The organism is Methanoculleus sp. UBA303, assembly GCA_002501655.1.
Taxonomy (GTDB): Archaea; Halobacteriota; Methanomicrobia; order Methanomicrobiales; family Methanoculleaceae; genus Methanoculleus.
In genome coordinates, this window is sequence record DANY01000041.1 from 16,735 (window position 1) to 38,066 (window position 21,332).

At 58.9% G+C, this 21,332-nt stretch carries 30 protein-coding genes and 1 tRNA gene; 12 read left to right on the forward strand and 19 right to left on the reverse strand.

All coding sequences use genetic code 11. The annotated features are described in order from the left end of the window. The first annotated feature begins 101 nt into the window (after positions 1 to 101). Positions 102 to 395 (forward strand): HEPN domain-containing protein, encoded by a 294-nt coding sequence (locus tag BP846_RS09915; protein ID WP_292394913.1) that lies wholly within the window; start codon positions 102 to 104, stop codon positions 393 to 395. 156 nt (positions 396 to 551) lie between these two features. Here the strand turns inward: BP846_RS09915 and BP846_RS09920 are convergent, their stop codons facing one another. Next, positions 552 to 689: a hypothetical protein gene (locus BP846_RS09920; RefSeq protein ID WP_292394915.1), complete on the reverse strand. Its 138-nt coding sequence runs from the start codon at positions 687 to 689 to the stop codon at positions 552 to 554. 209 nt (positions 690 to 898) lie between these two features. Here BP846_RS09920 and BP846_RS09925 point away from each other — a divergent pair, with 209 nt between their 5' ends. The 3 genes from BP846_RS09925 (at position 899) to BP846_RS09935 (ending at position 2,248) form a co-directional block, all read left to right on the forward strand. Next, positions 899 to 1,129 (forward strand): DUF7557 family protein, encoded by a 231-nt coding sequence (locus tag BP846_RS09925; protein ID WP_292394917.1) that lies wholly within the window; start codon positions 899 to 901, stop codon positions 1,127 to 1,129. Positions 1,130 to 1,448: 319 nt separating this feature from the next. Continuing rightward, positions 1,449 to 1,886, forward strand: coding sequence for a YkgJ family cysteine cluster protein (locus BP846_RS09930; protein ID WP_349680778.1), 438 nt, complete (start codon positions 1,449 to 1,451; stop codon positions 1,884 to 1,886). A gap of 104 nt (positions 1,887 to 1,990) precedes the next feature. Further along, positions 1,991 to 2,248, forward strand: a complete 258-nt coding sequence (locus BP846_RS09935; protein ID WP_292394921.1) for a hypothetical protein — start codon at positions 1,991 to 1,993, stop codon at positions 2,246 to 2,248. 93 nt (positions 2,249 to 2,341) lie between these two features. Here the strand turns inward: BP846_RS09935 and BP846_RS09940 are convergent, their stop codons facing one another. From BP846_RS09940 to BP846_RS09965, 6 genes are all read right to left on the reverse strand, one after another. Further along, positions 2,342 to 2,482, reverse strand: coding sequence for a M13-type metalloendopeptidase (locus BP846_RS09940; protein WP_292394923.1), 141 nt, complete (start codon positions 2,480 to 2,482; stop codon positions 2,342 to 2,344). A 112-nt stretch (positions 2,483 to 2,594) separates the two neighbouring features. Beyond that, a complete protein-coding gene (locus tag BP846_RS09945; RefSeq protein WP_292394925.1) occupies positions 2,595 to 3,332 on the reverse strand; it encodes a hypothetical protein in 738 nt (245 codons plus the stop codon). Continuing rightward, the gene (locus BP846_RS09950; protein WP_292394927.1) at positions 3,319 to 3,576 is read right to left on the reverse strand and encodes a hypothetical protein; all 258 of its coding nucleotides are present in this window, start codon (positions 3,574 to 3,576) and stop codon (positions 3,319 to 3,321) included. The genes BP846_RS09945 and BP846_RS09950 overlap by 14 nt, the downstream gene beginning before the upstream one ends. Before the next feature lie 233 nt (positions 3,577 to 3,809). After that, positions 3,810 to 4,700 carry a cache domain-containing protein gene (locus BP846_RS09955; RefSeq protein WP_292394929.1) on the reverse strand — a complete coding sequence of 297 codons (891 nt, stop codon included), beginning with the start codon at positions 4,698 to 4,700 and terminating at the stop codon, positions 3,810 to 3,812. Positions 4,701 to 4,882: 182 nt separating this feature from the next. Next, a complete protein-coding gene (locus BP846_RS09960; protein WP_292394930.1) occupies positions 4,883 to 5,377 on the reverse strand; it encodes a hypothetical protein in 495 nt (164 codons plus the stop codon). 338 nt (positions 5,378 to 5,715) lie between these two features. After that, positions 5,716 to 6,009: a hypothetical protein gene (locus tag BP846_RS09965; protein ID WP_292394932.1), complete on the reverse strand. Its 294-nt coding sequence runs from the start codon at positions 6,007 to 6,009 to the stop codon at positions 5,716 to 5,718. 219 nt (positions 6,010 to 6,228) lie between these two features. Here BP846_RS09965 and BP846_RS09970 point away from each other — a divergent pair, with 219 nt between their 5' ends. From BP846_RS09970 to BP846_RS09980, 3 genes are all read left to right on the forward strand, one after another. After that, on the forward strand, positions 6,229 to 6,741 hold the full coding sequence (locus BP846_RS09970) for a PRC-barrel domain-containing protein (RefSeq protein ID WP_292394934.1): 513 nt from the start codon (positions 6,229 to 6,231) through the stop codon (positions 6,739 to 6,741). Positions 6,742 to 6,861: 120 nt separating this feature from the next. Next, the gene (locus BP846_RS09975; protein WP_292395089.1) at positions 6,862 to 8,145 is read left to right on the forward strand and encodes a chloride channel protein; all 1,284 of its coding nucleotides are present in this window, start codon (positions 6,862 to 6,864) and stop codon (positions 8,143 to 8,145) included. Between the two features lie 81 nt (positions 8,146 to 8,226). Beyond that, entirely contained in the window at positions 8,227 to 8,487 is a 261-nt protein-coding gene (locus tag BP846_RS09980) for a DUF3303 domain-containing protein (protein WP_292394936.1), read from the forward strand. A 7-nt stretch (positions 8,488 to 8,494) separates the two neighbouring features. Here the strand turns inward: BP846_RS09980 and BP846_RS09985 are convergent, their stop codons facing one another. The 8 genes from BP846_RS09985 to BP846_RS10020 all read right to left on the reverse strand — a co-directional run bounded on the left by BP846_RS09985 (position 8,495) and on the right by BP846_RS10020 (position 14,090). Beyond that, positions 8,495 to 9,283 (reverse strand): ABC transporter ATP-binding protein, encoded by a 789-nt coding sequence (locus BP846_RS09985; RefSeq protein ID WP_292394938.1) that lies wholly within the window; start codon positions 9,281 to 9,283, stop codon positions 8,495 to 8,497. Further along, positions 9,283 to 10,335 (reverse strand): FecCD family ABC transporter permease, encoded by a 1,053-nt coding sequence (locus BP846_RS09990; RefSeq protein WP_292394939.1) that lies wholly within the window; start codon positions 10,333 to 10,335, stop codon positions 9,283 to 9,285. The genes BP846_RS09985 and BP846_RS09990 overlap by 1 nt, the downstream gene beginning before the upstream one ends. Before the next feature lie 11 nt (positions 10,336 to 10,346). Then, positions 10,347 to 11,567 carry an ABC transporter substrate-binding protein gene (locus BP846_RS09995; RefSeq protein ID WP_292394941.1) on the reverse strand — a complete coding sequence of 407 codons (1,221 nt, stop codon included), beginning with the start codon at positions 11,565 to 11,567 and terminating at the stop codon, positions 10,347 to 10,349. Continuing rightward, positions 11,564 to 12,091 (reverse strand): hypothetical protein, encoded by a 528-nt coding sequence (locus tag BP846_RS10000; RefSeq protein ID WP_292394943.1) that lies wholly within the window; start codon positions 12,089 to 12,091, stop codon positions 11,564 to 11,566. The genes BP846_RS09995 and BP846_RS10000 overlap by 4 nt, the downstream gene beginning before the upstream one ends. A 45-nt stretch (positions 12,092 to 12,136) precedes the next feature. Beyond that, entirely contained in the window at positions 12,137 to 12,331 is a 195-nt protein-coding gene (locus BP846_RS10005; RefSeq protein ID WP_292394945.1) for a hypothetical protein, read from the reverse strand. A gap of 169 nt (positions 12,332 to 12,500) precedes the next feature. Then, a complete protein-coding gene (locus BP846_RS10010; protein ID WP_292394947.1) occupies positions 12,501 to 12,647 on the reverse strand; it encodes a hypothetical protein in 147 nt (48 codons plus the stop codon). A 533-nt stretch (positions 12,648 to 13,180) separates the two neighbouring features. Continuing rightward, positions 13,181 to 13,354, reverse strand: coding sequence for a hypothetical protein (locus tag BP846_RS10015; RefSeq protein ID WP_292394950.1), 174 nt, complete (start codon positions 13,352 to 13,354; stop codon positions 13,181 to 13,183). Between the two features lie 169 nt (positions 13,355 to 13,523). Then, positions 13,524 to 14,090 (reverse strand): hypothetical protein, encoded by a 567-nt coding sequence (locus BP846_RS10020; RefSeq protein WP_292394952.1) that lies wholly within the window; start codon positions 14,088 to 14,090, stop codon positions 13,524 to 13,526. Positions 14,091 to 14,201: 111 nt separating this feature from the next. On the opposite strand from BP846_RS10020, the gene BP846_RS10025 reads away from it, so the two are divergent. Then, a complete protein-coding gene (locus tag BP846_RS10025; protein WP_292394954.1) occupies positions 14,202 to 14,693 on the forward strand; it encodes a hypothetical protein in 492 nt (163 codons plus the stop codon). 132 nt (positions 14,694 to 14,825) lie between these two features. Here BP846_RS10025 and BP846_RS10030 read toward each other — a convergent pair whose 3' ends face one another. Then, the gene (locus tag BP846_RS10030) at positions 14,826 to 16,403 is read right to left on the reverse strand and encodes a restriction endonuclease (protein ID WP_292394956.1); all 1,578 of its coding nucleotides are present in this window, start codon (positions 16,401 to 16,403) and stop codon (positions 14,826 to 14,828) included. Between the two features lie 383 nt (positions 16,404 to 16,786). Here BP846_RS10030 and BP846_RS10035 point away from each other — a divergent pair, with 383 nt between their 5' ends. Both BP846_RS10035 and BP846_RS10040 read left to right on the forward strand, forming a co-directional pair. Continuing rightward, on the forward strand, positions 16,787 to 17,608 hold the full coding sequence (locus tag BP846_RS10035; protein WP_292394958.1) for a hypothetical protein: 822 nt from the start codon (positions 16,787 to 16,789) through the stop codon (positions 17,606 to 17,608). A gap of 455 nt (positions 17,609 to 18,063) precedes the next feature. After that, complete coding sequence (locus BP846_RS10040; protein WP_292394960.1) at positions 18,064 to 18,318, forward strand: hypothetical protein; 255 nt, start codon at positions 18,064 to 18,066, stop codon at positions 18,316 to 18,318. Positions 18,319 to 18,568: 250 nt separating this feature from the next. Here BP846_RS10040 and BP846_RS10045 read toward each other — a convergent pair. The 3 genes from BP846_RS10045 to BP846_RS10055 all read right to left on the reverse strand — a co-directional run bounded on the left by BP846_RS10045 (position 18,569) and on the right by BP846_RS10055 (position 19,249). Continuing rightward, positions 18,569 to 18,641: transfer RNA gene (locus tag BP846_RS10045), tRNA-Asn, on the reverse strand. A 40-nt stretch (positions 18,642 to 18,681) separates the two neighbouring features. Next, a complete protein-coding gene (locus tag BP846_RS10050) occupies positions 18,682 to 18,981 on the reverse strand; it encodes a hypothetical protein (RefSeq protein WP_292395091.1) in 300 nt (99 codons plus the stop codon). 34 nt (positions 18,982 to 19,015) lie between these two features. Then, positions 19,016 to 19,249, reverse strand: coding sequence for a hypothetical protein (locus BP846_RS10055; protein ID WP_292394962.1), 234 nt, complete (start codon positions 19,247 to 19,249; stop codon positions 19,016 to 19,018). A gap of 59 nt (positions 19,250 to 19,308) precedes the next feature. On the opposite strand from BP846_RS10055, the gene BP846_RS10060 reads away from it, so the two are divergent. Then, a complete protein-coding gene (locus tag BP846_RS10060; protein ID WP_292394964.1) occupies positions 19,309 to 20,439 on the forward strand; it encodes a M24 family metallopeptidase in 1,131 nt (376 codons plus the stop codon). Beyond that, entirely contained in the window at positions 20,436 to 21,317 is an 882-nt protein-coding gene (map, locus tag BP846_RS10065) for a type II methionyl aminopeptidase (RefSeq protein WP_292394966.1), read from the forward strand. The genes BP846_RS10060 and map overlap by 4 nt, the downstream gene beginning before the upstream one ends. Positions 21,318 to 21,332 lie beyond the last annotated feature (15 nt).

Consider the following 21,332-nt stretch of genomic DNA (forward strand, 5'->3'; position numbering starts at 1 on the left):
CGGGAGGAAGCCGTGCCCGGGCGCACCCCGGAGTATGACCTCCTGGAGCAGGTGTACGAGATCCGATGGTGCTCTCTGGTTGTACTACATATTGGGAATCGATGCACTATTCTATGTTCCATGCCTGCAAATCGCTGCTCTTCAGTGCCGGTTACGTCGAGAAGAGCCATGAGTGCCTTATAGCCGCCATCGAAGAGTTGTTCACCGATAGAGGAATCCTGCCTCCTGCAATCGTCTCCGACCTCCGGAGAGCGAAGACTGCACGAGAGGCAGCCGACTATGGTCTGACGTACGGTGAAGCCTCTGCAAATGGAACCGTGCAGGATGCGGAGCAGATCTTCGATATAATCTCCGGCTATCTTGTAAAACAGGGGTTCGGGGCGCCTTCCCCGTAATCGCAGGGAGAGATGCTCGATGGAGGGTAATAATAATCCGCTTAAGCATTGAGCATTTGGCCACTCTCAAGATGCGAGCATGTTGCGGCTTGCACGGGTACACCCGCTGTATTAACCTTAAAAGAAAATCAAAAACAGTTGAAAATCCCGGGCGGCTCACTTGATCTTTTTCTCGAGCTTCTTGAGCTTCTTCTTGGCGGCCTGGCTACCCGCAGCCGCCTGCTGCGCGAGTTCTTCTGCCTTGGCTTTCTTTGCCCTGTTTAACTTCTCCATTTGTTTCTTAGTCGTTGGCATACAGTTACCTCGCTACGTCTTTGACTGGTTCTATTCATCGTTTTTCCTTCATATAAATATCCCTGAACTGGCTGTATTCTCGAAATATCCTGACACCGTCTCATTGACAGCAGATGCTGTCATTGTACTGTCATCGTCGGGATCGCCATCCGGAATACCTCCCTTCCCGGGGAGCAACCTCCATACCCCATTGCCGCCCATAGTTCTCTATGGTTACCACGATCCAGCTCCGGCCGGAGACCAAGGCCCGCCTGGATGCCGTGAAGGTCCACCCGCGGGAGACCTACGACGAGGCGTTAAATCGCCTCCTGGATATGGCATACGATCCGGAACCCCTGAGCGAGGAGACGCTGCAGAAGATCGAGGAAGCCGTCGCCGATATCCGCGCCGGTCGGTGCCGTCCATTTGATGAGGTCGTCCGGGAACAGGACCTCGAATGACCAGGCGGCTCGTCGTCACCCCCTCCATGGAGCGCCTCGCCGGAATCCCCGCCGACGATGCCCGCTCCCTCGCTCTGCGTTGAGGGTCGTGCCCCCCTTTCCGGGCTGTCGCGGCTCCCCTGCGCCATGACCGGCATCGACGTGCCGGTGGCCGGAACCCGGCGGCCTGCCAACGCCCGGGCGGATCTCCGGCAGGTATTATACTATTGCGGTGAAGAATACCGGATGATGAGCATGCCAGTGCGCCAACCGCCCGGTGCTTGGGGAGGGGGGCACCATAGCCGGTAGGTGCTGTCAGTGCGGCAGCTGCTGCACCCATATGCGGGACGTCCACAGGGTTATCGAAGAGCGTGGCGACTACACGTTTGTCGTCCACAACCACTATACCGGGGATGCCGAAGAGGTGCGGGTCGATCCGAACAGGATAGCCCTCTTCGAGGACAGGAGCAGCATCGAGGGGCTGCCGAACGCCTGCCCCTTTCTGAGGTTTGACGGGGAGACGGGGAAGGCGTGGTGCACGGTTCACCTGACACGCCCCGACCTCTGCCGCGAATACTGCTGCCGCCTGCTCATCCTCGATTCACAGGGGAAGTTAGCCGGACGTGTGACGTATCAGACAGCGCTCATTCCGGACACCGACGAGCTCGGCCAGCTCTGGGAACGGGTGCAACCGACGCTGGACGGGCTCTGCGGCATGGAATGGGATGACGCCTTCATCACTATTCTCACGGCAGCCGGATACCGTGTCCGCCGGTAGTATGCCCGGGAGACTCCAGAAAGAGGGGCGGTATCCCCATTCTTCCCCGGCCCCTTGAACGTCAGGACGTTGTACCCGCGTTCGATCCCTTCCATCGCATACGGATGGAGTTCCTCCTGGCAGCCGTCAAAGCCGGTCTGGACGATGAGCAGCGGCCGGGACTTGCCGGAGTTGTCGGCCCTATAGAGGTAACCCGGCAGCGTGGTATTCTCGTACGGGACGATGCCGAGCGAGAGTGCATCGCGGCACTGTTTATCGTCCCGTTCGTGGCAAGCCCCGCACGACAATGGGTGCAGCGGAGCATGAAGAGGTCTGCCGTGTGGGGACCACCCCCGTCCCGCCCTGGACTCCCCGAATCGTAACCGATCGACCCCGGGGTTCAGCCCCGGAAACGATGCTCAGAGCGTTTATCTTCAAAAAGAATAGAGATTGTTGCCCGGATCACCATGGCGCATTCACCAGATGACCGGCCTCTCCTCGACCTCCCGATACAGGGCGTCACCGGGCCCGATCTCCGGGAAAGCCTCGTAGAACTCAGGAATATTGAACAGGGCGCCGTTCACCCGGAACCTCTCCGGGGCATGGGGATCAGCCAACACTAGGTTCCGGAGCGAATCCTCCCGGTCGTTCACCCTTCCAGAGGTGCGGGGCCGCCAAGAAGAACCGCCGGTCTGCAACAGGATCGGTGGACCGGTTCTCCGCCTTCTTTCACGCGCGATAGGCGAGCGTCAGGCCCCCGAAGTCGGCGATGTTCTCACCGAGGGTGAGGTTCCTGTTCACGTAGAAACCGGGGAGGGCCTCGAACTCGTTGTACTCAGCCACGAGCAGGGCAGTCTCAAGTAGGGAGTTTAGTCCCTCCAAGTACCCTGGCTGGTAGATATGCACCCGGTCGACCGGCCCGGAGCCCGGGATGGCGGAGAGGGTTTCCCATCCGATTGCGGGATACTCTTCCTCCAGTTCGGCAAGCGTGTAGATGTTGGTGGTCTTTATGGGGTCACGGTTCTCCTCCGAACAGAGGTGGGCCGCGGCAAGGGTCTTTTCCATCGTATAGATGGTCTCCGCATCGGCGCGAGCCTGCTCGGCCGGCTCCCCTGCGAGCACCAGCACCCGGGCTATATGATCCCGGTAGGCATCCTGGATCTCCACGCTTTTCGTGTCGTTTCGGAGGTAATAATCACGGTCAGGCAGTCCGAGCCCGCCCTGGTAGAGGCCCGGGATCATCTCTTCGCTGTTCTTGGGGTCGACCTCCGCCCAGTAATAGTACACCGGGCCGAACCCCTGTTCCAGGAGAATGATCGTCGCGTCGGCGAGACCGCTGCGTGAATCGATCGCGTCGATCTTCGCGAGGAGAGCGGAGAGCCCACCGAGTCCTTCACGGTCGATCGTCTCGGTATCCATCCCCGACCGGTGAAACCGTCCAAGGAGGGTGATGTTACGGGTCCGCACCCTCCGGCGGGGCGTCCGCCGCCTTCTCGAGGAGGGTGTGGAGGTTGTCGTCTACCCTATCCCGCATTTCCGTGAACGTCGCGTAATACTGCTTATCGGCAGGAATGGGGTGCTCTGCAATCCATGCATCGTTCACGTAGGCATAGAAGTCGTCGCCCGGCCGGACGGACTCGTTGAGGACGAATCCGCTCTCCGGCGCTGCGATACGTTGCCTGGAATCTCTGTCCCGGCTGGGCCGGAACACCCGGCCGATACGAGACAGGCGAGCAGGAGAAGAGTGAATAGAACGTGCTTCACAAAGAGCGTGTCTCTTTTTCGGGAATAAGGGTTTTGATCTGCTGTAATCCAATCTCCGGGGCTGTGGAATGGGCAACGCCCGATACAGGGTAAGCCCGCGCGCCGGTACGCCCCCTCTCCGTCACGGCCACCCCGAGGATGGCCCCGTCCGTGTCCTTCAACGCAAAAAGAGAAAGAATGTTATGCTGCATTATCCCGGTTCAGGGTCAGGGTCCCTGCTATCGTTGCCGTACTGTCGCCCGGGTTCGTCCAGGCGATGAACAGGCTGCCCGGTTCGACCAGGGATCCCATCGCCCATTCTCCCTGCTGGTCGACGAACATTATGGTCTCTCCATCAGGAACGAATATACCTACAAACGTCTGGTTCTTTACAGTCCCATCCGGCAGGGAGAACGTCTTGGACCCGCTGATGACCCGGCCATCCTGCGAGTTGACCACCCACGTGTTCTCACCAGTGGGCGTCTTCTCGACCGTATCGTTCAGGAAGTATACGAACCCGCCATCCGCTCTCCAGATCCCAATCATTTCAGGGTAATCAGCCGGCGCCGCCGGAGTTGCTGGTAGAGGCAGGTCAGCGGGTCCCGTGTAGACTCCGGAGCCCAGCCACCAGTCTTCGTCTACCTGCATCCCATACGCCAGTTTCGATTCGAGCGTTCCGTTGTGCGCGGGGTTGATGTATACAATCCGGTGGAAACCGTCCCCGTTCCTGACCGCATCGCTCATTTCCGCAAGGAAAATTCCCACATCTGCCTCTGTCTCATTCAGGCGGTTCACACCGACCTTCTCCGGGTTGACCGGGTGGGCGAGGGTGGTGCCGTAGAAATCGTAGGCGTAGATATAGAGTTCACCCCTGACAAACGAACCGTTCGGGTTGTTGAACTCAGCGAGGGCATTCTCCTTGCCGTTTTCTTTCACGTAGGCAACCGCGCTCTCAACGAAGGCGACGAGCGTCTCGTTCGAGGTGTACTGCGTCTGTTGTACGGTGTCGTTACTTCCCGGCGTCGACATGGTCATACCGGGCTCGCTCTGCATGCAACCGGCCGAGATAAGAGCGAGGCCGAGAACAAGCACGATTGAGAATGAAATGGAGGGAAATTTCATTTTTCCAGGTAGGTTTTGCCCGCGGATAATGTTTACCGACAATGTAACCCCCGGTGGCCCAAGGGGCTGCAGTCTGGCAGGGGATGATCGTTTGGGAGCCTACCCGCGGCGCTGGTCCATGAGGAGGAAATCCTGGCGGTGAGCCCGTGTTTCTACCTCCCTCCCGCCCCGCTCTCTGCCCGCTCCGTCAACCACGAGTAAAACTTTCGGTGCCAGAACGGCACGTCCGTCTGCCGGGCAAGCGACTGCCAGGCCGCCCACACGAGCCGCTCGGAGATGCTCTGCCACTCGGCCGCCCGCCGGGCCATATCATCCGCAGGCTGCCCGATAGCGTGCAGGATCTCGTGCCAGATGCGGAGGACGAGCGCCTCATCATCCGTGTCCTCGCGCGTGACCCGGATGCTCGCCCGCATATCCATCCCGCCCCCGAGCGCCCTCGCGGGTATCGCGTCGTCAAAGACGTAGACGGTCTTTGCCGGGACCGGGAAGGGGAACCCCTTCCACATCGGGTCCTTCTGGTCAAAGTAGCGGACTTCCGGCGTCCCGGTCCGGACGGTGAACCGGAAGAACGGCGGGATGAGCCCAAGGTGCGGCTCAAGCCTCTGCCGCAGCGCTTCGGTCTTGAAGAAGAGGTCGAAGTGAGGCATCGGGGTCGCATGGATGGTAGGCGGTGATAAATTTTCAGATCGTGGGTCAAAGGCCGGCACCCATCGCGACCGTCCTGTGTCCGGGGAGAAGGGGGATAGCCCCGGCAGACCTCCGCTCTCAGGCGCGGGAGGCTACCGGCCGGAAAGGTTCCTTCCCGGCTCCGATCCACCAGGTCTCGTCCGCCATCACACTATGTAGCCGAGCCTCTGCGCGGGCCGTATATCGTTGCCGGAGACGGGCGGCGTGATCAAGGGCCTGCTGTCGGGGTTGACCCCGGAGGTACGCCGTGCGCCCTCGTACTCCCGCGGGACGTCTCCCGGCGATAGATCCGGGACGTTTACCCCCGATCGCCGCTCCCTGGAGGCGTTTCCAGGAGTGCCGCCTCCTGCTCGCCTATCCAGGCCCGGGTCCAGATGCGGATGTCGTGGATGGTGGCGGTTCCCTGCCGAGCACGCATCGCCCGGAGATGATCCTCAAGTTCGTCGGCCATCGCAAAGATCAACGCCTCAGACGCTTCCTGCGATAACGATCCTGCCGCCCGCAGGCTGGCGGCGCCCAGGTCGAGAAAGTGCTGCAGCTCGCCCGTCGCCTCCAGGATCCTGGTGAGATCGAGTCTGACAGTGGACTCCATGAAGATGGGATTGACGCATGCAGTACATAACTACATCTATTTAAACCTGAGCCGTATCGCGGTGCCTCTACCCGAAAAGGCTCATAATATAGCCCGGTTTTCCCGGGAAGCGCATATCCGCGGCTCCCGGGGTGCCGGTCCGGCAGGGAGTCCGGGACCTCATGGTGCAAAACCATTTTAAGGACGCCCGGCACTCAGTGCACCCCCACTTCAGGAGGCGTGTCTCCTAAAGCGGGGGCGATGGAGGTGAAGAAGATGCAGGAACGTTCAGAGGTGGTTCTGGAGCGCAGGACACGGACGGTCGGGGAAGAGTGGTTCATGTCGGCAGACGACGTCCTGGGTAAGAAGGTGATCAACCCCCAGGGCGACGACCTTGGAGAGATCTCGGATATGCAGATCTCCTTCCCCGAGGGCCGGGTGAAGTACCTGGTGCTCAAGTACGGGGGCATGCTTGGCGTGGGGGCAAAGCGGTTTGCCATCCCCACCGAGGCCGTGATCTACCGGCCCGGGGACGACGCCTTTGTGGTGAACATCGACAGGCAGCGGCTGGACGACAGGTCGGGCTTTGACGAGGAGAACTGGCCCCGGGAAGCGGACTTTGACCTGATCCAATCGGCCCGAGCCATGACACCCCCGAGCAGGGAGGAGGCGGAGGCCGTGAAGCGGCAGGAGACCCCGCCGCCGGAGGTCATCACGACCGAGCGGGTCGAGACGCGGACCCGGCAGAAGTAATCCGGGACTTCTGGCCCGGGAACAATACTTTTTTCCGGCGGAGATCGCACCGGCTGCGGGAGGTGGTTGACCGCAAGGAAGATTACCCGGGAGTGATGAACAGGCCCTGTCGTGCGAGACATGACGGCACCCGCAGGCGATCCGGCTCCGCCGGGGGCCCGGGCCGGCGCCGCGCCCCGGAACCGGGGGGGACCCCCGAAGTTGTGGCAGGTCGCCCTCATCGCCATAATCGCCATTGTCTTCACGGTCGCCTACCTGGAGATCTACGGGCTGCTCAACCACCTCATCTGGTTCGAGGAGGGCGTCCTGAAACCACCCCGCTGGGCGATCCCGGTCGGCGTCATCGCGTTCTCGCTCCTCGTCGGCCTCTGCCGGAGATACCTCCGCGCACCGACTGTGATCCATGGCGGGTTCACGGAGTCGCTCAAGGGCGGGGGTGAGAAACCCGACTACCGGACCTTCCCCGGCGCCCTCCTCTCGTCGCTCTTCTCGCTCCTCTCCGGGGCAAGCGTCGGCCCCGAAGGGGTCATCACCGTCCTCATCGGCTACATATCGTCTTACACCCGGGATAGGCTGAAGATCGGCTCCCCGACCGCCGCACTCGGGTTCGACGTCGCGGCCCTCGCCTCGGCATTCAACGGCATCGTCGGCAACGTCCTCTTCACGGGGATATTCGCCACCGAGTTCCAGGTCGGCGGCAGTAAGGACGCCTTCAGGTTCCTCACCTGGAACCTGCTTGCCGGCACCATCGGCTACCTCTTCTACCTGCTCCTCGGGCTCCCCTCCTTTGCCCGGAGCATCCCGTTTGAGCCGATCGGCGAACTGAACCTCGCCTACATCCTCTACGCGGTCGCCCTCGGCATCCTCGGGGCGCTGCTCGCGGTCTTTATGGGGTTCTCCATGCAGGCCGCAGGATTGGTCATGGAGAGGGTGTTTGGGGATGCGGTCATCCTCAGGGTCCTCGCCGCGGGGGTGGTCATCGCGTGCATCGGCTACTTCATCCCGGAGTTGCTCTTCTCCGGAGAGGGGCAGATCCACGGGATCCTCGCCGATCCGGCCCGGTTCGGGGTTGGGATGCTTCTTTTCATGGCAATCCTGAAGATCTTCCTGCTTGCGCTCTCGTTTAAGAGCGGGTATCTCGGCGGCCCGATCTTCCCGGTCATCTTCTCGTCCACGCTTGTAGGGATCGCCCTGAACCTGCTCTTTCCGGGCGTGCCGGTCTCTATCTTCGTGCTCTGCATCGAGGTCGCCGCCATCACCCTGGCCCTCGGGGCACCCCTGACCGCCATCCTTCTCGTCGTGGTCGTGGGCACGGCCGACCAGAACATGATCGTGCTCCTCGTGATCTCTGCCGTCACCGCCATGCTGCTTGGTGCCGCCGCAAAAGAGAGGAGGGGCACCTGATTTATATGCCCGGGAGTCGATGACGCCGACAGTCCGCCCCGGCATGGCCGGTGTGTGGCGTGAGAGCGAGAGGATGGAAACATGCAGTTCATAAGCATATTCACCTGGGAGCCCGGGAAGACGGGCGAGGTCATGGAAGCGCGGGCCGCGGAGAAGATCCCGGACGGCGTGCGCCTGATCAACGAGTGGGTCGACCTCGGGAGCAACACGGTCTTCCGGCTGATCGAGACGGACGACCCCGCGGCCTTCCTGATGCTCAGCAGCCCCTGGGGCGACCTCGGCTACAAAGAAGTGCACCCGGTGATGGAGGCCAAAGAGGTGCTGAGACTGCTCAAGAGATAGGGGGTCGTTACACCCCCTCCCGCACCCGCCCCGGCCTGATCGGGACCACGTAGGGTGCCGGGAGATCCCGCTTCACCACCGCCTCGATACCGTAGACGCTTCCAAGCATCTCTTCGGTGAGCACCTCCTCCGGCGCCCCATAACTGTAGATCGACCCGGCCGAGAGCACGAGCAGGCGGTGGCAGTAGGTTGCCGCCAGGTTCAGGTCGTGGAGCGCGATGACGATCGCGAGGCCCTTCTCCTCGGCAAGCCCCCGGAGGACCTCCATGACTCCCATCTGGTGGCAGACATCCAGGTTGCTCGTCGGTTCGTCGAGGAGGACCACCCCCGTCTCCTGGACGAGCGCCCGGGCGATCATCACCCGCTGGCGCTCCCCGCCGGAGAGCTCGCCGACCTTCCGGAGCGCAAGCCCCTCGAGGTCGAGGAGCCTGAGCGCCTCCGCCACCTTATCCTCGTCGGCGCAGCTCACCGTCCAGTTCAGGTAGGGCCGCCGCCCCATCAGGACTGTCTCAAAGACCGTCGACGATGTCCGGTTCCCGGTCGACTGCGGCACGTAGGCCATCGCCCGGGCAACCTCGCGGCGGTGCATCGTCCCAAGTTCCTTTCCTTTAAACATCACCCTGCCGTTGTGGGGGGAGAGCATGCCGTCGGCGCACCGGATGAGCGTCGTCTTCCCGCACCCGTTCGGCCCCACGAGCCCGAGGACCTCACCGGCGTCCACCGAGAACGTGATCCCGCGGAGAACCTCCCGGTCCCGGTAGGCAAACGAGAGTTCCTCGACCGAGAGCAGCGCCATCAGGCACTCCTCCGGTGCAGGAAGAGGTAGATGAAGAACGGCACGCCGAGGAACGCGGTCACGATCCCGACGGGAAGGACCTGCGGCGCGAGAACGCTCCTTGCGATGCTGTCGGCGGATAGAAGGAGGAGAGCCCCCACGAGGCCGGAGGCGGGGAGAAGCGTGCGGAAATCCCCGCCGATGGCCATGCGGGTGATGTGGGGGGCGACGAGCCCGATAAACCCGATCGTCCCGGTGAAGCAGATGATCACCGCGGTGATCAGGGAGGCGATCATCATCATGACCATCATTGACCGCTCCACGGGCACCCCGAGACTGGCCGCCACCTCGTCTCCTTCCGCGAGGGCATTGAGGTCCCAGGCCCGGTAGAGGAGGTAGGGTATGGTGCAGGCGAGGACGAGGCTGACGATAGCGAGTTTCGGCCAGGTGGATTTGTCGACCGAGCCGAACGTCCAGAAGACCACTGCCCGGAGTTCTTCGGCGCTGCCGACATACTGCAGCAGCGACGTCACCGCCGAGAAGAGGTACATGACGGCGATCCCGGCAAGGACCATCGTCTCGGACCCGATCCCCCGGTAGCGGGCCATCCCGTAGATGGCGAGCGCGGCAAGCAGGGCGAAGAGGAAGGCGTTGCCGATGACGAGGAACTCTCCGCCGGCGACCCCGGCGCCGAGGACGATCGCGATCGAGGCGCCGGTGGTGGCAGCCGAGGCGATCCCGAGGGTGAAGGGGCTTGCGAGCGGGTTCCTGAGGATGCCCTGCATGACACAGCCCGCCACCGCGAGCCCGAACCCGGCAACGACCGCGAAGAGCACCCGGTGGAGCCGGTAGTCCCAGACGATGATCCCGGCCATTCCCGGGGCGGTGAATGTGCCGGGGAAGAGCCCGGCAAGGATCGCGAGGTAGGACTCGCCCACGGTGAAGTCGGCGGAGCCGAGCGTGACCGCGAGACCGATGAGGATGACGAGGGCGGCGAGGAGGCCGCCGATGAAGAGGGCCCGGGTCTTCTTCAGCCGGCTATATCCCTTCTGGATGATGACGTTCTGTTCCATCGCTGCACCGGTCACGGGTAGACGAACGTTCCCTCGGACGCGAGGTCGAAGTCGATGCCCTGGAACCCGGTGAGGTACCGCTGATGGACAGCGTGCGGGTCGAGGTCGGCGAACCGGTCTGGGTAGAACCACTTCGCGAGGTAGGCTGTCCCGATGAAGTGCTGGGCGCCGCCGAGGATGTCGGAGTGGATGACGTAGACGCGGTCGTCCTTCACCGCGGAGATGCTCGACCAGCCGGGCCGTTCGAGCATGCCTGCCCGGATTGCATCGAACGCCGCGATGTCGTGCCCGGCATACCCGCCGACGGCCAGGCCCTGCCCGGCCAGTTTGACGACGACCTCCGGGTCGGTGACGATGATCGCCTCGGGGTCGACGACGGGGTACTCCGCGGTCCCGGTGGCGAAGGGGTTGACCCCGCCGGCGAGCCGGGTCTTCTCGTTGTACCCTGCTCCGGCCGCAACGGTCGTGTAGTCGAACCAGTACTCGAAGTAGACCCGGACACGCTCGTCGTCGGGGATGCCTGCGGCGCCGTCGCGGATCCGGTTCATGGTCGACTCATAGAACGCCGCAAACTCTTCGCCCCGCTCTTTTTGGCCGACCGCGGAGGCAATCGTGCGGATCTCCCCGGGATAAGTGGCGGGCTTGAAGCAGTCAAACCGGAAGACCCGGATACCGGGGCTGCTCGCCTCGAGCCTTTTTTGGATATCGTCGCACGTCGCGGTGCTGATCGTTGCGTAGAGGAAGACAGCGTCCGGCCTGAGGATGAGGACCTGCTCCATGTCGGGAGACCAGATCGACCCGACGTTCGCCTTACCCTGGCATTCCGGGAAGAAGGTCTTCTTCCCGTGGCTGTATTTGTCGACGGCGACGACCTTCTCCATATCGAACCCGAGCGAGCGCAACGTCTCGAGAGATTCCCCGCTGAAGGTCACGACCCGGCGCAGGGGGCGGTAGAGCGTCGTCGTTCTCCCCGACGAGTCGGTGATCTCGCAGGGTCTGCCGTCCCAGTGGGCGGAGACCCAGGCGGCGTCCCGGATATCGGTCCGGGTGAGGTCTCCCGCCCCTCCCATGTAGGCAGCGTCGAGGTAGGTAAGAGCCGCCGATGCGTACTCGGCACTGGTGAGCACCCGGTCGCCGTCGACATCCCCCGGGGTGCCGTCCATCGCCGAGGCCGACGCCGGGACGGCGACGATGAGGAGAAGAGCGAGGGCGAGAAGGCAACGCCGGTTCATCGCCGACCACCCCGACCTGACGCGAGGAGGAGGGCGGCAACCGCCGCGAGAACCGCAAACGGCGACCCGGTCTCCTGTGCGGCCGGGGGGACAGGATCCCCGCCGCCGCTCTCCACCGGCGCCTCGATACCATCCGCCGCGACGTGCGATGCGGCTACCTGCCCGTCCGATTCGCCGAGGAAGTCCTCCCACCGGCCGGTGATATCCCCGCTCCCGGAGGCGGGGGCCCTGACCTGGTAGGTTATCCTGCTATCGTTCATCACCGCAAACGCGACCTGCTGCCCCCGGGCGAGGACGCGGTCGTCCGCGAGGTCGGTCGCCACGAAGGCGTAGCCAGCCGGCAGGGTCTCGACCACCCCGCCGAGAGTCATGCCCTCGATCGAGAGCAAGACAGTGAAGACCTCACCCGCCCCGGGTTCGGCGGTGGAGAGGCTCCGGGTTACCGGGGAAGCGCAGGCCGCGGCCGGGACGACCATGAGCAGCAGGGCGATGCAGAGGAGATGGTTTGCCGGGAGACTCATCATCTGTTTTCTGTTATCGATCTGGTAATAAGAATGTTTCTGATTGTGCTAATTAGTCTGAAGATTCGGTATTCTGGAGTGTATCAGGAACGCGACGATCGCGAGCAGACTCGTCTCCCGGTAGGGGACGAGGCCCTCGTTCATCCGCCGGGCCGTGGTCCGGGCATCGTAGCCGCCCCAGAACCAGATCGCCACGCCTGGAACAATCATAATGAAGAGCCCGAGGGGACTTCCGAGCAGCACCAGAACACCTCGTGCGAACTGCCCTTGTAGGCCTGCCCGAGGCCGTTGAAGACGAACGAGAGTCCTCCGCCGGATCAAAAGCATCTTGGCGGGAGACCCGTTCTGCCACATCGCCGTGCATGATTGTCAGGCACGCACGGCGTGGCTATCAGTCTTTCCCGGAGCAGCCCTACCGCTCAAACACCTTCTCGATCCGGACACGCCGCCCGAGCTTCGTCTCGTACCACTCCTGCTGCTTCAGGGCCTGCTTGATGCTCCGGATCCGGTGCCGGACCCGCGTCCCGGTCTCCGCATCGATCAGTACCAGTCTCGGCACATCGATCATCTCCGTTGATGCGTGGAATTGGCCTCCTGGGGTTAGCAAGGTTTGCTTTCGTGCCGGCGCCCTGCCTGCGCTGCACGAGCCCTTTATCGGGGTATTTACGAGATGCCGTGTGAGTTCGGGTCGACTCTGGAGCCCCACGATGAGGGCATATCTCTCCCGCCCGGTCTTTCCTCCCGGATTCATCGAAGGGAACACCTTAGATCGGATCCATGAAGGCAGTTTTTGGAACCGGTGGAAAAATTTATCCCCCGGCGCGCCCCCTCCACCTCCGGGTGAGTTATCATACCGGAATCTGTTTATTGTAAACATTGCGGGCGAGAGTTTTCGCCGGAGCGGGGAGCCACAGGCGGAGACGCATCGTTCTGCAGCGCCGAGTGCCTGATGGCAGCAGGGAAGCAGGGCCCCGGCCAGGGGGAACGCCAGCCGGAGAAATTCCTGGTCTCCGGTCGGTCACCCTGGGGCAGGTAACCCTGCTGGACGAGCGGCGCCTCTCCATGAGGTTGTGCGTAGCGGTGCAAAGACATTCACCGCCGGAGAGTGGAGACTCCGGCACGCCCGCCGGGAAGGTCTCCTCTCCCTGATCGACCTCCACTCAACACCGTCTCCTGCGAGATGAACCGGGCGATCGCCGTCCTCCCGGCCCTGGTGCCGATCCCGATGCCGGTCGGGCTGATGCCCGGGATGAAGATCCCCCGCATCCCGTTCCCCCTCTACCTCTGGCGGGTGACCGTCTGGACCGTCCCGCAATGCTCGCGGTGGGCCGGGTCTTTTACAAGCCGGGTGGCCGGGGTGAGTGCGGGTGCCCCCGGGGGCAGCCTAAAAAAAGTTTGGCGGGGTTGTTCGTGCAGGCTGCCTGGTGCTTCGGGGTCACGCGTAGGGTCTGCTCCCCTGTGGAGTGGGGGAAGATCCTTGCGTGACGGCGGTAAACGATCCGGTCGCAGGGTCATACCGCAACAGCGTGCCGGTGCTCCTGATGTAACCGTAGATTGTACCGTCGGCGGTCTGGATCACGAGTATGTCCGGATAATCCGGATTATAGCCGAATATCAGCCCCTGCGTTTGATCCCAGGCGATTAACATCCCTGAGCCCGACGGGTCCTGCTGCCACTGGAGACCGTTCAACAGTTCCGGCGTGATCACGGGGATTCCGCCTGAATACGGCGATTGCGGCTGTGTCGGATAGGCTCCGGGTGATTGCGGCTGTGTCGGGTAGGCCCCGGGCGACAGGGCTTGCGCCAGGTCCGATATCTGGCCGATTTCGTCGGTATCGGGCGACTGCGGCTGGGTGGGGAAGAGGCCAAGCGACAGGGCTTGCGTCAGGTCTGATATCCGGCCGCTTTCGTCGGTACCGGGCCCTGCAGCTGATGCGGTAGCGATGGAAGCGACGAATAGAAGGCTGACAAGAATTACAAATTCGTATCTCAACATCCTCACGTCTGTTCACCTCTCGGCCTTCTCCTGAACCGGAGAAGGTGTCTGCATGAGGGAAAGCAGAATGTCCCCTTGTTCACCCACGGGGGAACCGATGTTGTGTGATGGTTTTTCGTGTACTACTGGAGCATGATGCCTTATTTTGGTGTTCTGCAGAAGCAGTGGATAGTGATGGATACCTCATGTGGCATCGAGCGCCCTCATACAGCCCCCGGGGAGGGCCACCATGGTACTTATACCTTTCTCTCCGGGACAGGGTGCCGGGTATACGCTCAGCGCGGACAGGAAAACTGGTTATGTCAACTCTGGCCTGCAGGAGATCAGTTCCGGGGGCAGGGCGCCGCCAGCGGATATCAGCTATGGATGGTGCGACAGGATACAAACAAAAAGAATGACGCCGCCAACAGGACTCGAACCTGTGACATGCTGGTTAACAGCCCGGATTATGAATCCAAGTCAAAAAATTCAATGATTCATGAAAAAAGGCGTGCTGAAAAGGCGGGAGGAAAGCCGGACGATTCAGGCTCTCAAAGATTCGTGCCGGCCGCCACTGTCCTTAATATGAACATCCCTGTACGCTTCAAGATCTGTGGTATTTTGGAATGATAGAGAGCAGCGCACAAAAGTCCCTCGCATTCGCCCTCGAACTCTGTCTGATCGATTTTGTTCTTGCAGGTAGAGCGGACATGTACTTCCTGAACCTTCGATAAAAATCAGGAGCAGAATGTTAAGCAACAATCAATTCCGGTTCGCCATAGCAGCCTTGGCAGCTTTTATATCGATCTTTGCCTTGTAACCATGTTTCTCTAACAGATGGAGCAAATTCCCTCCAGTTAGCAGAGTTATTGGCTTATCTTTAGCAAACTCATAGGCATCTGGCCCATAGTCAGAAGTAGTAACAAGTATCCCTTTTGTTGCTCCTTCATTCATAACCGTACCAAAGAGGTCGCGTACAGCGGATACTCCAACTGTATTTGTGTATCGCTTCGCCTGGATAACGATCTTTCCTCCCCTTATTGGATCTGGATCAAAAGCTACCGCATCGACACCACCGTCTCTGCTGGCTCTGGTGACTTTTACTTCGCCACCGGATTGCGAGAACTCTTTTTCGAACAACTCTCTGATCAAGTGCTCGAAGTCTTCCCAATCGATGGCAGCAAGGTTGGTTGAATCATCAAGGCTCTCAGTAACAGTATATGACGCGACGAACCTCTTATCATTACGATCAAATTGCAGGATCGGCGCTATGGGAGTCAAACTGCTCAACTTGGAACTCCCAACCCCCTTTAAGTTTTTGAAGCAGGCCTTTGGATCGACTTTATCTAGATTGATTGAAAGGAATTCCTGCTTCCTCGTTTGTAATGAGACAATACAAGCGTTCACATCTTTTCCCGTAGATTTGTCGATTGATTGCACCCATCCATTGATAACGACCAAATCGAGTGCATCATTAGCATCCGCTCTAAAAAGTTCAAAAACAAGCCTTAAAACAGCCTGATAAATCACAGAATCATACAGTTTACTAATAAAAGAATCTGTTAAATAGGATTCCTTGAACTCATCTGACGACTTAACATATTTTACTTCCTTTATCCTCGGTACCGACTCAATAGAGGGCAAAGAATAATCCACAACCAGCAATTTAGTTTCGGGATTGTAGTCTATTTTAAATTTATGTGGGAAACAATCAGGATATTTGGAATTTGACAGGACGTACATGCAGTACTCTATGACAGCGTTATCATCTTTGAATAAGCGCTCCCTCTGTTGCCTAACGTATTCTCGTTCCCCCTGCTGCCACGATTTCAACGCGTTTTGATAGTCTTGTTCTTGGGTAGCGTTAAGCTCGCTTATCCGTTCCTTTTCTTTCAACCATGTATTATAGTCATCTTGATATAATTTTTTGGCACTTTCGAGTTTAACTTTCATTTTGGATGCAAAAACATAATCAGACATTGAAACTTTGGGTTTATACTTGTCGTCAGTTTCCTTCGGGGGCAGGGGCGTATGCAAGTATACTGGCTTCTGGGGTTTTGCTTTGGTGAACTGTGTCTTGGTTTTTACAAAATCTTGATAGGTAGCACTCTTTGTGATCAATGCGTGGTTCAGGAGGTTTTCTAGTTCCTGAATTTCTGTCTTGGCCTTATTCGTTCTCTCAACAGCCTGAGCACTCTTAACTTCCTTTTCCCACATCGCATCCCAGGCAACTGTTTGAGCGGCAGCCTTCCTTTGTACTTCAAACATATCATTTCCACGAATGATCTTATACTTGTTAAGACCGGGATGTGTTACCTCAATCTCGAATCTAGGCGGCATCTGATCAATGAAAAACGGATTGCAAACGGCTTATAAGTTTCTCTTTTGCCTTAAATCAAAGAACAAGTATTTCCAAGGATCTCAGAGCATTTTAAGGATGGAAGTAAATTTTATGCCTTGCTTTTCGAGTGTAGCATCATCGAGTTACATGGAGATAAGAAGGTTAACGTATACGCCTTTGAGTGACAGAAACCTTCCAATATCAAGTGATAGACGTTTCTCTACATGTGAGAGACTAAAATCAAAGAAGATAACCTCTTGCCAGAATGTTTCGGAGATATTTACAATAAAATGACAGAACATCGGTTCACCTACTTAGAAGACAGATCCAAAAAGTTAAATAGAAACATATAGAGGGAACTTTAGTCTAGATCCTAGTGCGTATGGGGAGAACAAAGGACACAAGTGCCGGATACGGGATGGCAGGTATTTATTTACTCCTTTTGCTTGCGTTTCTATACTTTGGACCGATATTTCTATATTCAATCCTATTCGTTGTTGCCATCTATGTATTGAAGATCGCTTCTCAAAAATATTTAAAAATTACTAGAGAAAAACAAGTCCAGATTGGATATGCTGTACAACGTGTTCACCAAATAGACCAAAAAAGACTCAATATATGTAATTCTTGGATCGAGGCGGAGAAGCAAAGAGGTGATTATGTTCGCGATGCTCTTTCATATTATAATTCTGTCGATATACAACCAGGAACATACCTCAATTATAAAACACAGTCCAATTTAATGAGAAATCAAATAGCAGAGGCAGAACAGGTTTTCCATCGTCTTCAAATATTATATGAACACGAGCAACAGGAATACCAGAATGAAATAAAAATCCAGGAAAACCTTGCATACATTCGTCACATCGAAGAAATACGGGAGGGTATTCAGAAAACATGGATCCGTTTAGAAAAACAGAGGATAGGGACAGGCAGCCCAAGGTCCTCCGCATATTATAGCACGGTCACGGTCCTGCCCGGCACATATTCACATTACTGCCCTTCAGCAGAAACAAAAAACGGCCAAATATGGGAGACTGAGCAGATAATCGTTCAACTCCAGACGTTGTATGAATGCGAGCATATGCATAAAGAAAAAGAATACAATGAGCGTAAGAGATCATCAAAGGTTTCTGGGACATACGGCGGTGGTCCATACTACCCGTATGATTATAACTACCTCAAGGACTTGTATGGGCTATAACCGGAGGACTCGTTGAATATCATTTTGTCACGGCGAGAAAAGCTGAAGTTGCGACTGTCGAGACCCAGGACTTCTTTCATTTTGGCGCCTAGCAGCGATGTGGTCTCGCGCAATGCCGCAACGTGCGACAGGTCAAAGGGCCGGACCTCAAGCACCGGAGGTGCGAAGAGGAGTTGGCAGTACCCGGACACTATATTTCGCGTTCTTCGCGGCTTCGCGTGAAGTACCTGGTGGTGATAGAGTCTCACGCGAAGAGCGCGAAGCCGCGAAGGGAAGCCTATGGTTTGACCCCTACAGGGGGCTTCCTCAATACTTTAGCAAAGTGCTGAGACTGTATACCAAAATGAATCTTAGTTTGCTATTATGGAAATAATAGGAAAGGAAACGCCGCCAACAGGACTCGAACCTGTGACATGCTGGTTAACAGCCCCGATAGAGAAATCGAGCAATATTGCATGAGTATTCATGAAATAATCGATATAATCCAGAATGAAGATAACAAGACGGAGAATTCAGACCTGATATCGCATAATGTAGCAGAAAATGCGTCAAATTATGATATCCTCAATGTAGTGGCTCACGTTCTCTGCTTTTTCTCCTCTTTTCTCCTCTCTTCTCCTGCTGTCTGGGAGAATTCTCCTGAAATACTCCTGTCTGGAGGAAGAAATGAGATAGAAAACAGATGTACGCCTCATCCGATGAGATGTTAGGTAATCCGAAACTGTGCGGACAGATACAGAACTGTATGGACAGTCGAAAAGAAAAGAGGAAAGGAGAGTAAATGTCGAAAAAGAATATTTACGAGCGAAAGAGGAAAAGATTGAACATCACGATCTCAGAGGAAGCGCACGACTTCTTACATGAATCTGTCACGAATGCGTCACGATTCATTGAATCTCTTATCATGAGTTCTAAAAGCAGGATTGAACCGGTTATTCTTACCGTTTCACGAATCAGGGACGCCGCCAACAGGACTCGAACCTGTGACATGCTGGTTAACAGCCAGCCACTCTACCAACTGAGTTATGGCGGCAACCATAACAAGTGCTCTATAATATCTCGTCTGAACCTTATTAAAGATTACGGGAATTCTCCTCCTGGATGGTCACGAGCAGACCGATCAGTTCATCGATCTCGCCCTCCAGGCCGGAAAGAAGGTCGGCCGCGAGCGCTGTCGCCACCGCGCCCGCCGGCGAGGCGCGGATATATCCCTCCTGTTCGAGGATCCGCAGCGAGTAGCGGACCCGGTGGTAGGGGAGATCCAGGACCTCGGAGAGTTTCATGATACCGATGGGCTGGTTCTCCACGACCGCCCGGATCACCTCAAGGTGCCTTGAGACGAGTTCGATCTCGGATTTCAACTTAGCCAGCATATCCGCCTGTCGAGATACCATAGGTTCCTGCATGCTACGGCTGTTCATTCAGCCAGGCCTTCGTCAGGGAGTAGTGCTTCCGGAACGATACGGAGAAAGCTACTCCGACGGCGAGGAGGAGGACGCCGATCGCAAGACCGGGGATTCCTTCGGGCGCGAACCGGAGGAGAACGAAGACAGCCATGGCGAAACAGAGGATGATGATGTTCAGCATGACCGTCAGTATGATGAACCTGCCCTTGAAGACCTGTTTGGTTGCCTCATCCATTATTCATACTTGAACGCGGTGGTAAAAGTACTTGTGGTTTCAACGAAAGAGTTGGTAAAATGAATGGACTGGATTCTGCTATCCGGAATGCCGGAGCAGCAGCATACGCGGCCTACGGCTCGTCTGCGGATGCCAACGTGCGCTACCTGACCCGGTTCCGCACCACCGATCCCGTGGTCTATGTGCAGAAGCCCGGCGAGCGGGGGATGATCGTCGTCCCGCAGATGGAGCACGAACGGGCGGTCCAGGAATCGGCTGCGGCGGTCGTCACCCGCGCCGACGCCGGCTACCTCGAATACATCAAGGCGGGAGAGCCGCGCTGGCGGGCGACCGCCCACATGATCGCGGACCTCGCCGCCGGCCCCATCCTCGCCCCGGCGAACTTCCCTCTCGCCCTCGCCCGGGAACTCGAGGTCTTCCACCCGGTCATCCTTGATGCCGGCGGGGCGGTCGAGGGGATGCGGGCGGTCAAGACACCGGAAGAGATCGCGCGGATACGTTCAGTGCAGCGGGCCACCGAGGCGGCGCTGGAGCGGGGGATCGCGCTCATCCGGGCCTCCGCGCCCAGGGCCGGCGTCCTCTACCGGGACGGCAAGCCCCTTACCTCCGAGGCCGTCCGTGCGGAGATGCACACCTCCCTCCTCGCCCATGGGTGCCGGGGGACCGACACCATCGTCTCCTGCGGACCTGATACCGCCCTCCCACACAGCCCCGGTCTCGGGCCGCTCCGGGAGGACGAGCCGATCGTCATCGACATCTATCCCCAGGACGAACTGACCGGCTACCACGCCGACATGACCCGGACGGTGGTGAAGGGCGAGCCTTCCCCCGCAATTCGGGAGATGTACGACGCCGTCAGGGACGCAAAAGCCCTCGGTGCATCGATGGTCCGGGCCGGGGCCGTCGGCGCCGACCTCTACCGCGCGGTGGTCGAGTTCTTCCGCGACCGCGGCTACGAGAGCGATACGCGGGGGTTCATCCACAGCCTCGGTCACGGTGTCGGGCTCGAGGTGCACGAGGAGCCATCGCTCGGCCCCCAGGGAGGAGCGCTCGTCGCCGGGAACGTCGTCACCATCGAGCCGGGGCTCTACTACCCCGGGACCGGCGGCGTTCGCCTGGAGGATATGGGCGCGGTGACAGAGACCGGGTTTGACCGGTTCACCCAATACGAAGAGGAGCTCACGCTATGATCATGGATGATGAAGTCTACGACGCCTACCACGAAGCAGGGACACTGGCACAAAAGGTGCTCCACCGGGGCTCGGGGCTCGTGAAGGAGGGGGCAAACCTCCTCGATATGGTCGAAGCGACGGAAGCGATGGTGACCGAGGAGGGAGCGCTCCTTGCCTTCCCCCTCAACGTCTCCTTCAACGAGGCCGCGGCCCACGACACCGCCATGCCCGGCGACGAGCGGACGTTCTCCCGGGGCGACCTCATCAAGGTCGACCTCGGGGTGCAGATCGACGGCTACATAGCCGACACCGCCATGACCGTCGACCTCGGTGACCACGCGCCCCTCGTTGAGGCCTCCCGAAAGGCCCTCGATGCGGCGATCGCCGCCGTCCGCCCGGGGGTCGCCGCCGGGGAACTCGGAACGGTCATTCAGGCAACGATCGAGGAACACGGCTACAAACCGGTCGCAAACCTCACCGGGCACGGCCTCGACCGCTACAACCTCCACACAAGACCCACCATCCCGAACGTCGCCATGGCCGGGGGGGCAGTCATCGAGGAGGGGATGGTCTTTGCGATCGAGCCCTTCGCCACCACAGGGTCGGGAAAGATCGGTGAGGCGACGCGCGTGGAGATCTACCAGCAGATCGCAGCCCGCCCCGCCCGGCTGCCGTCGGCAAAACGAGTCCTCGAGACAGCGCGGCCGCGACGAGGACTCCCGTTCGCCCGTCGCTGGGTCCCGGGCGACAAGGTCGAGATTGGGCTTCTCGCCCTGGTGCGGGCGGGGATCCTCCATCCCTTCCCTATGCTGCACGACGTGCCGGGATCGTTTGTCTCGCAGGCGGAGCACACCCTGATCGTCACGGACGGGGGATGCGAGGTCACCACCCGGTGAGTTACGCTTATTGAT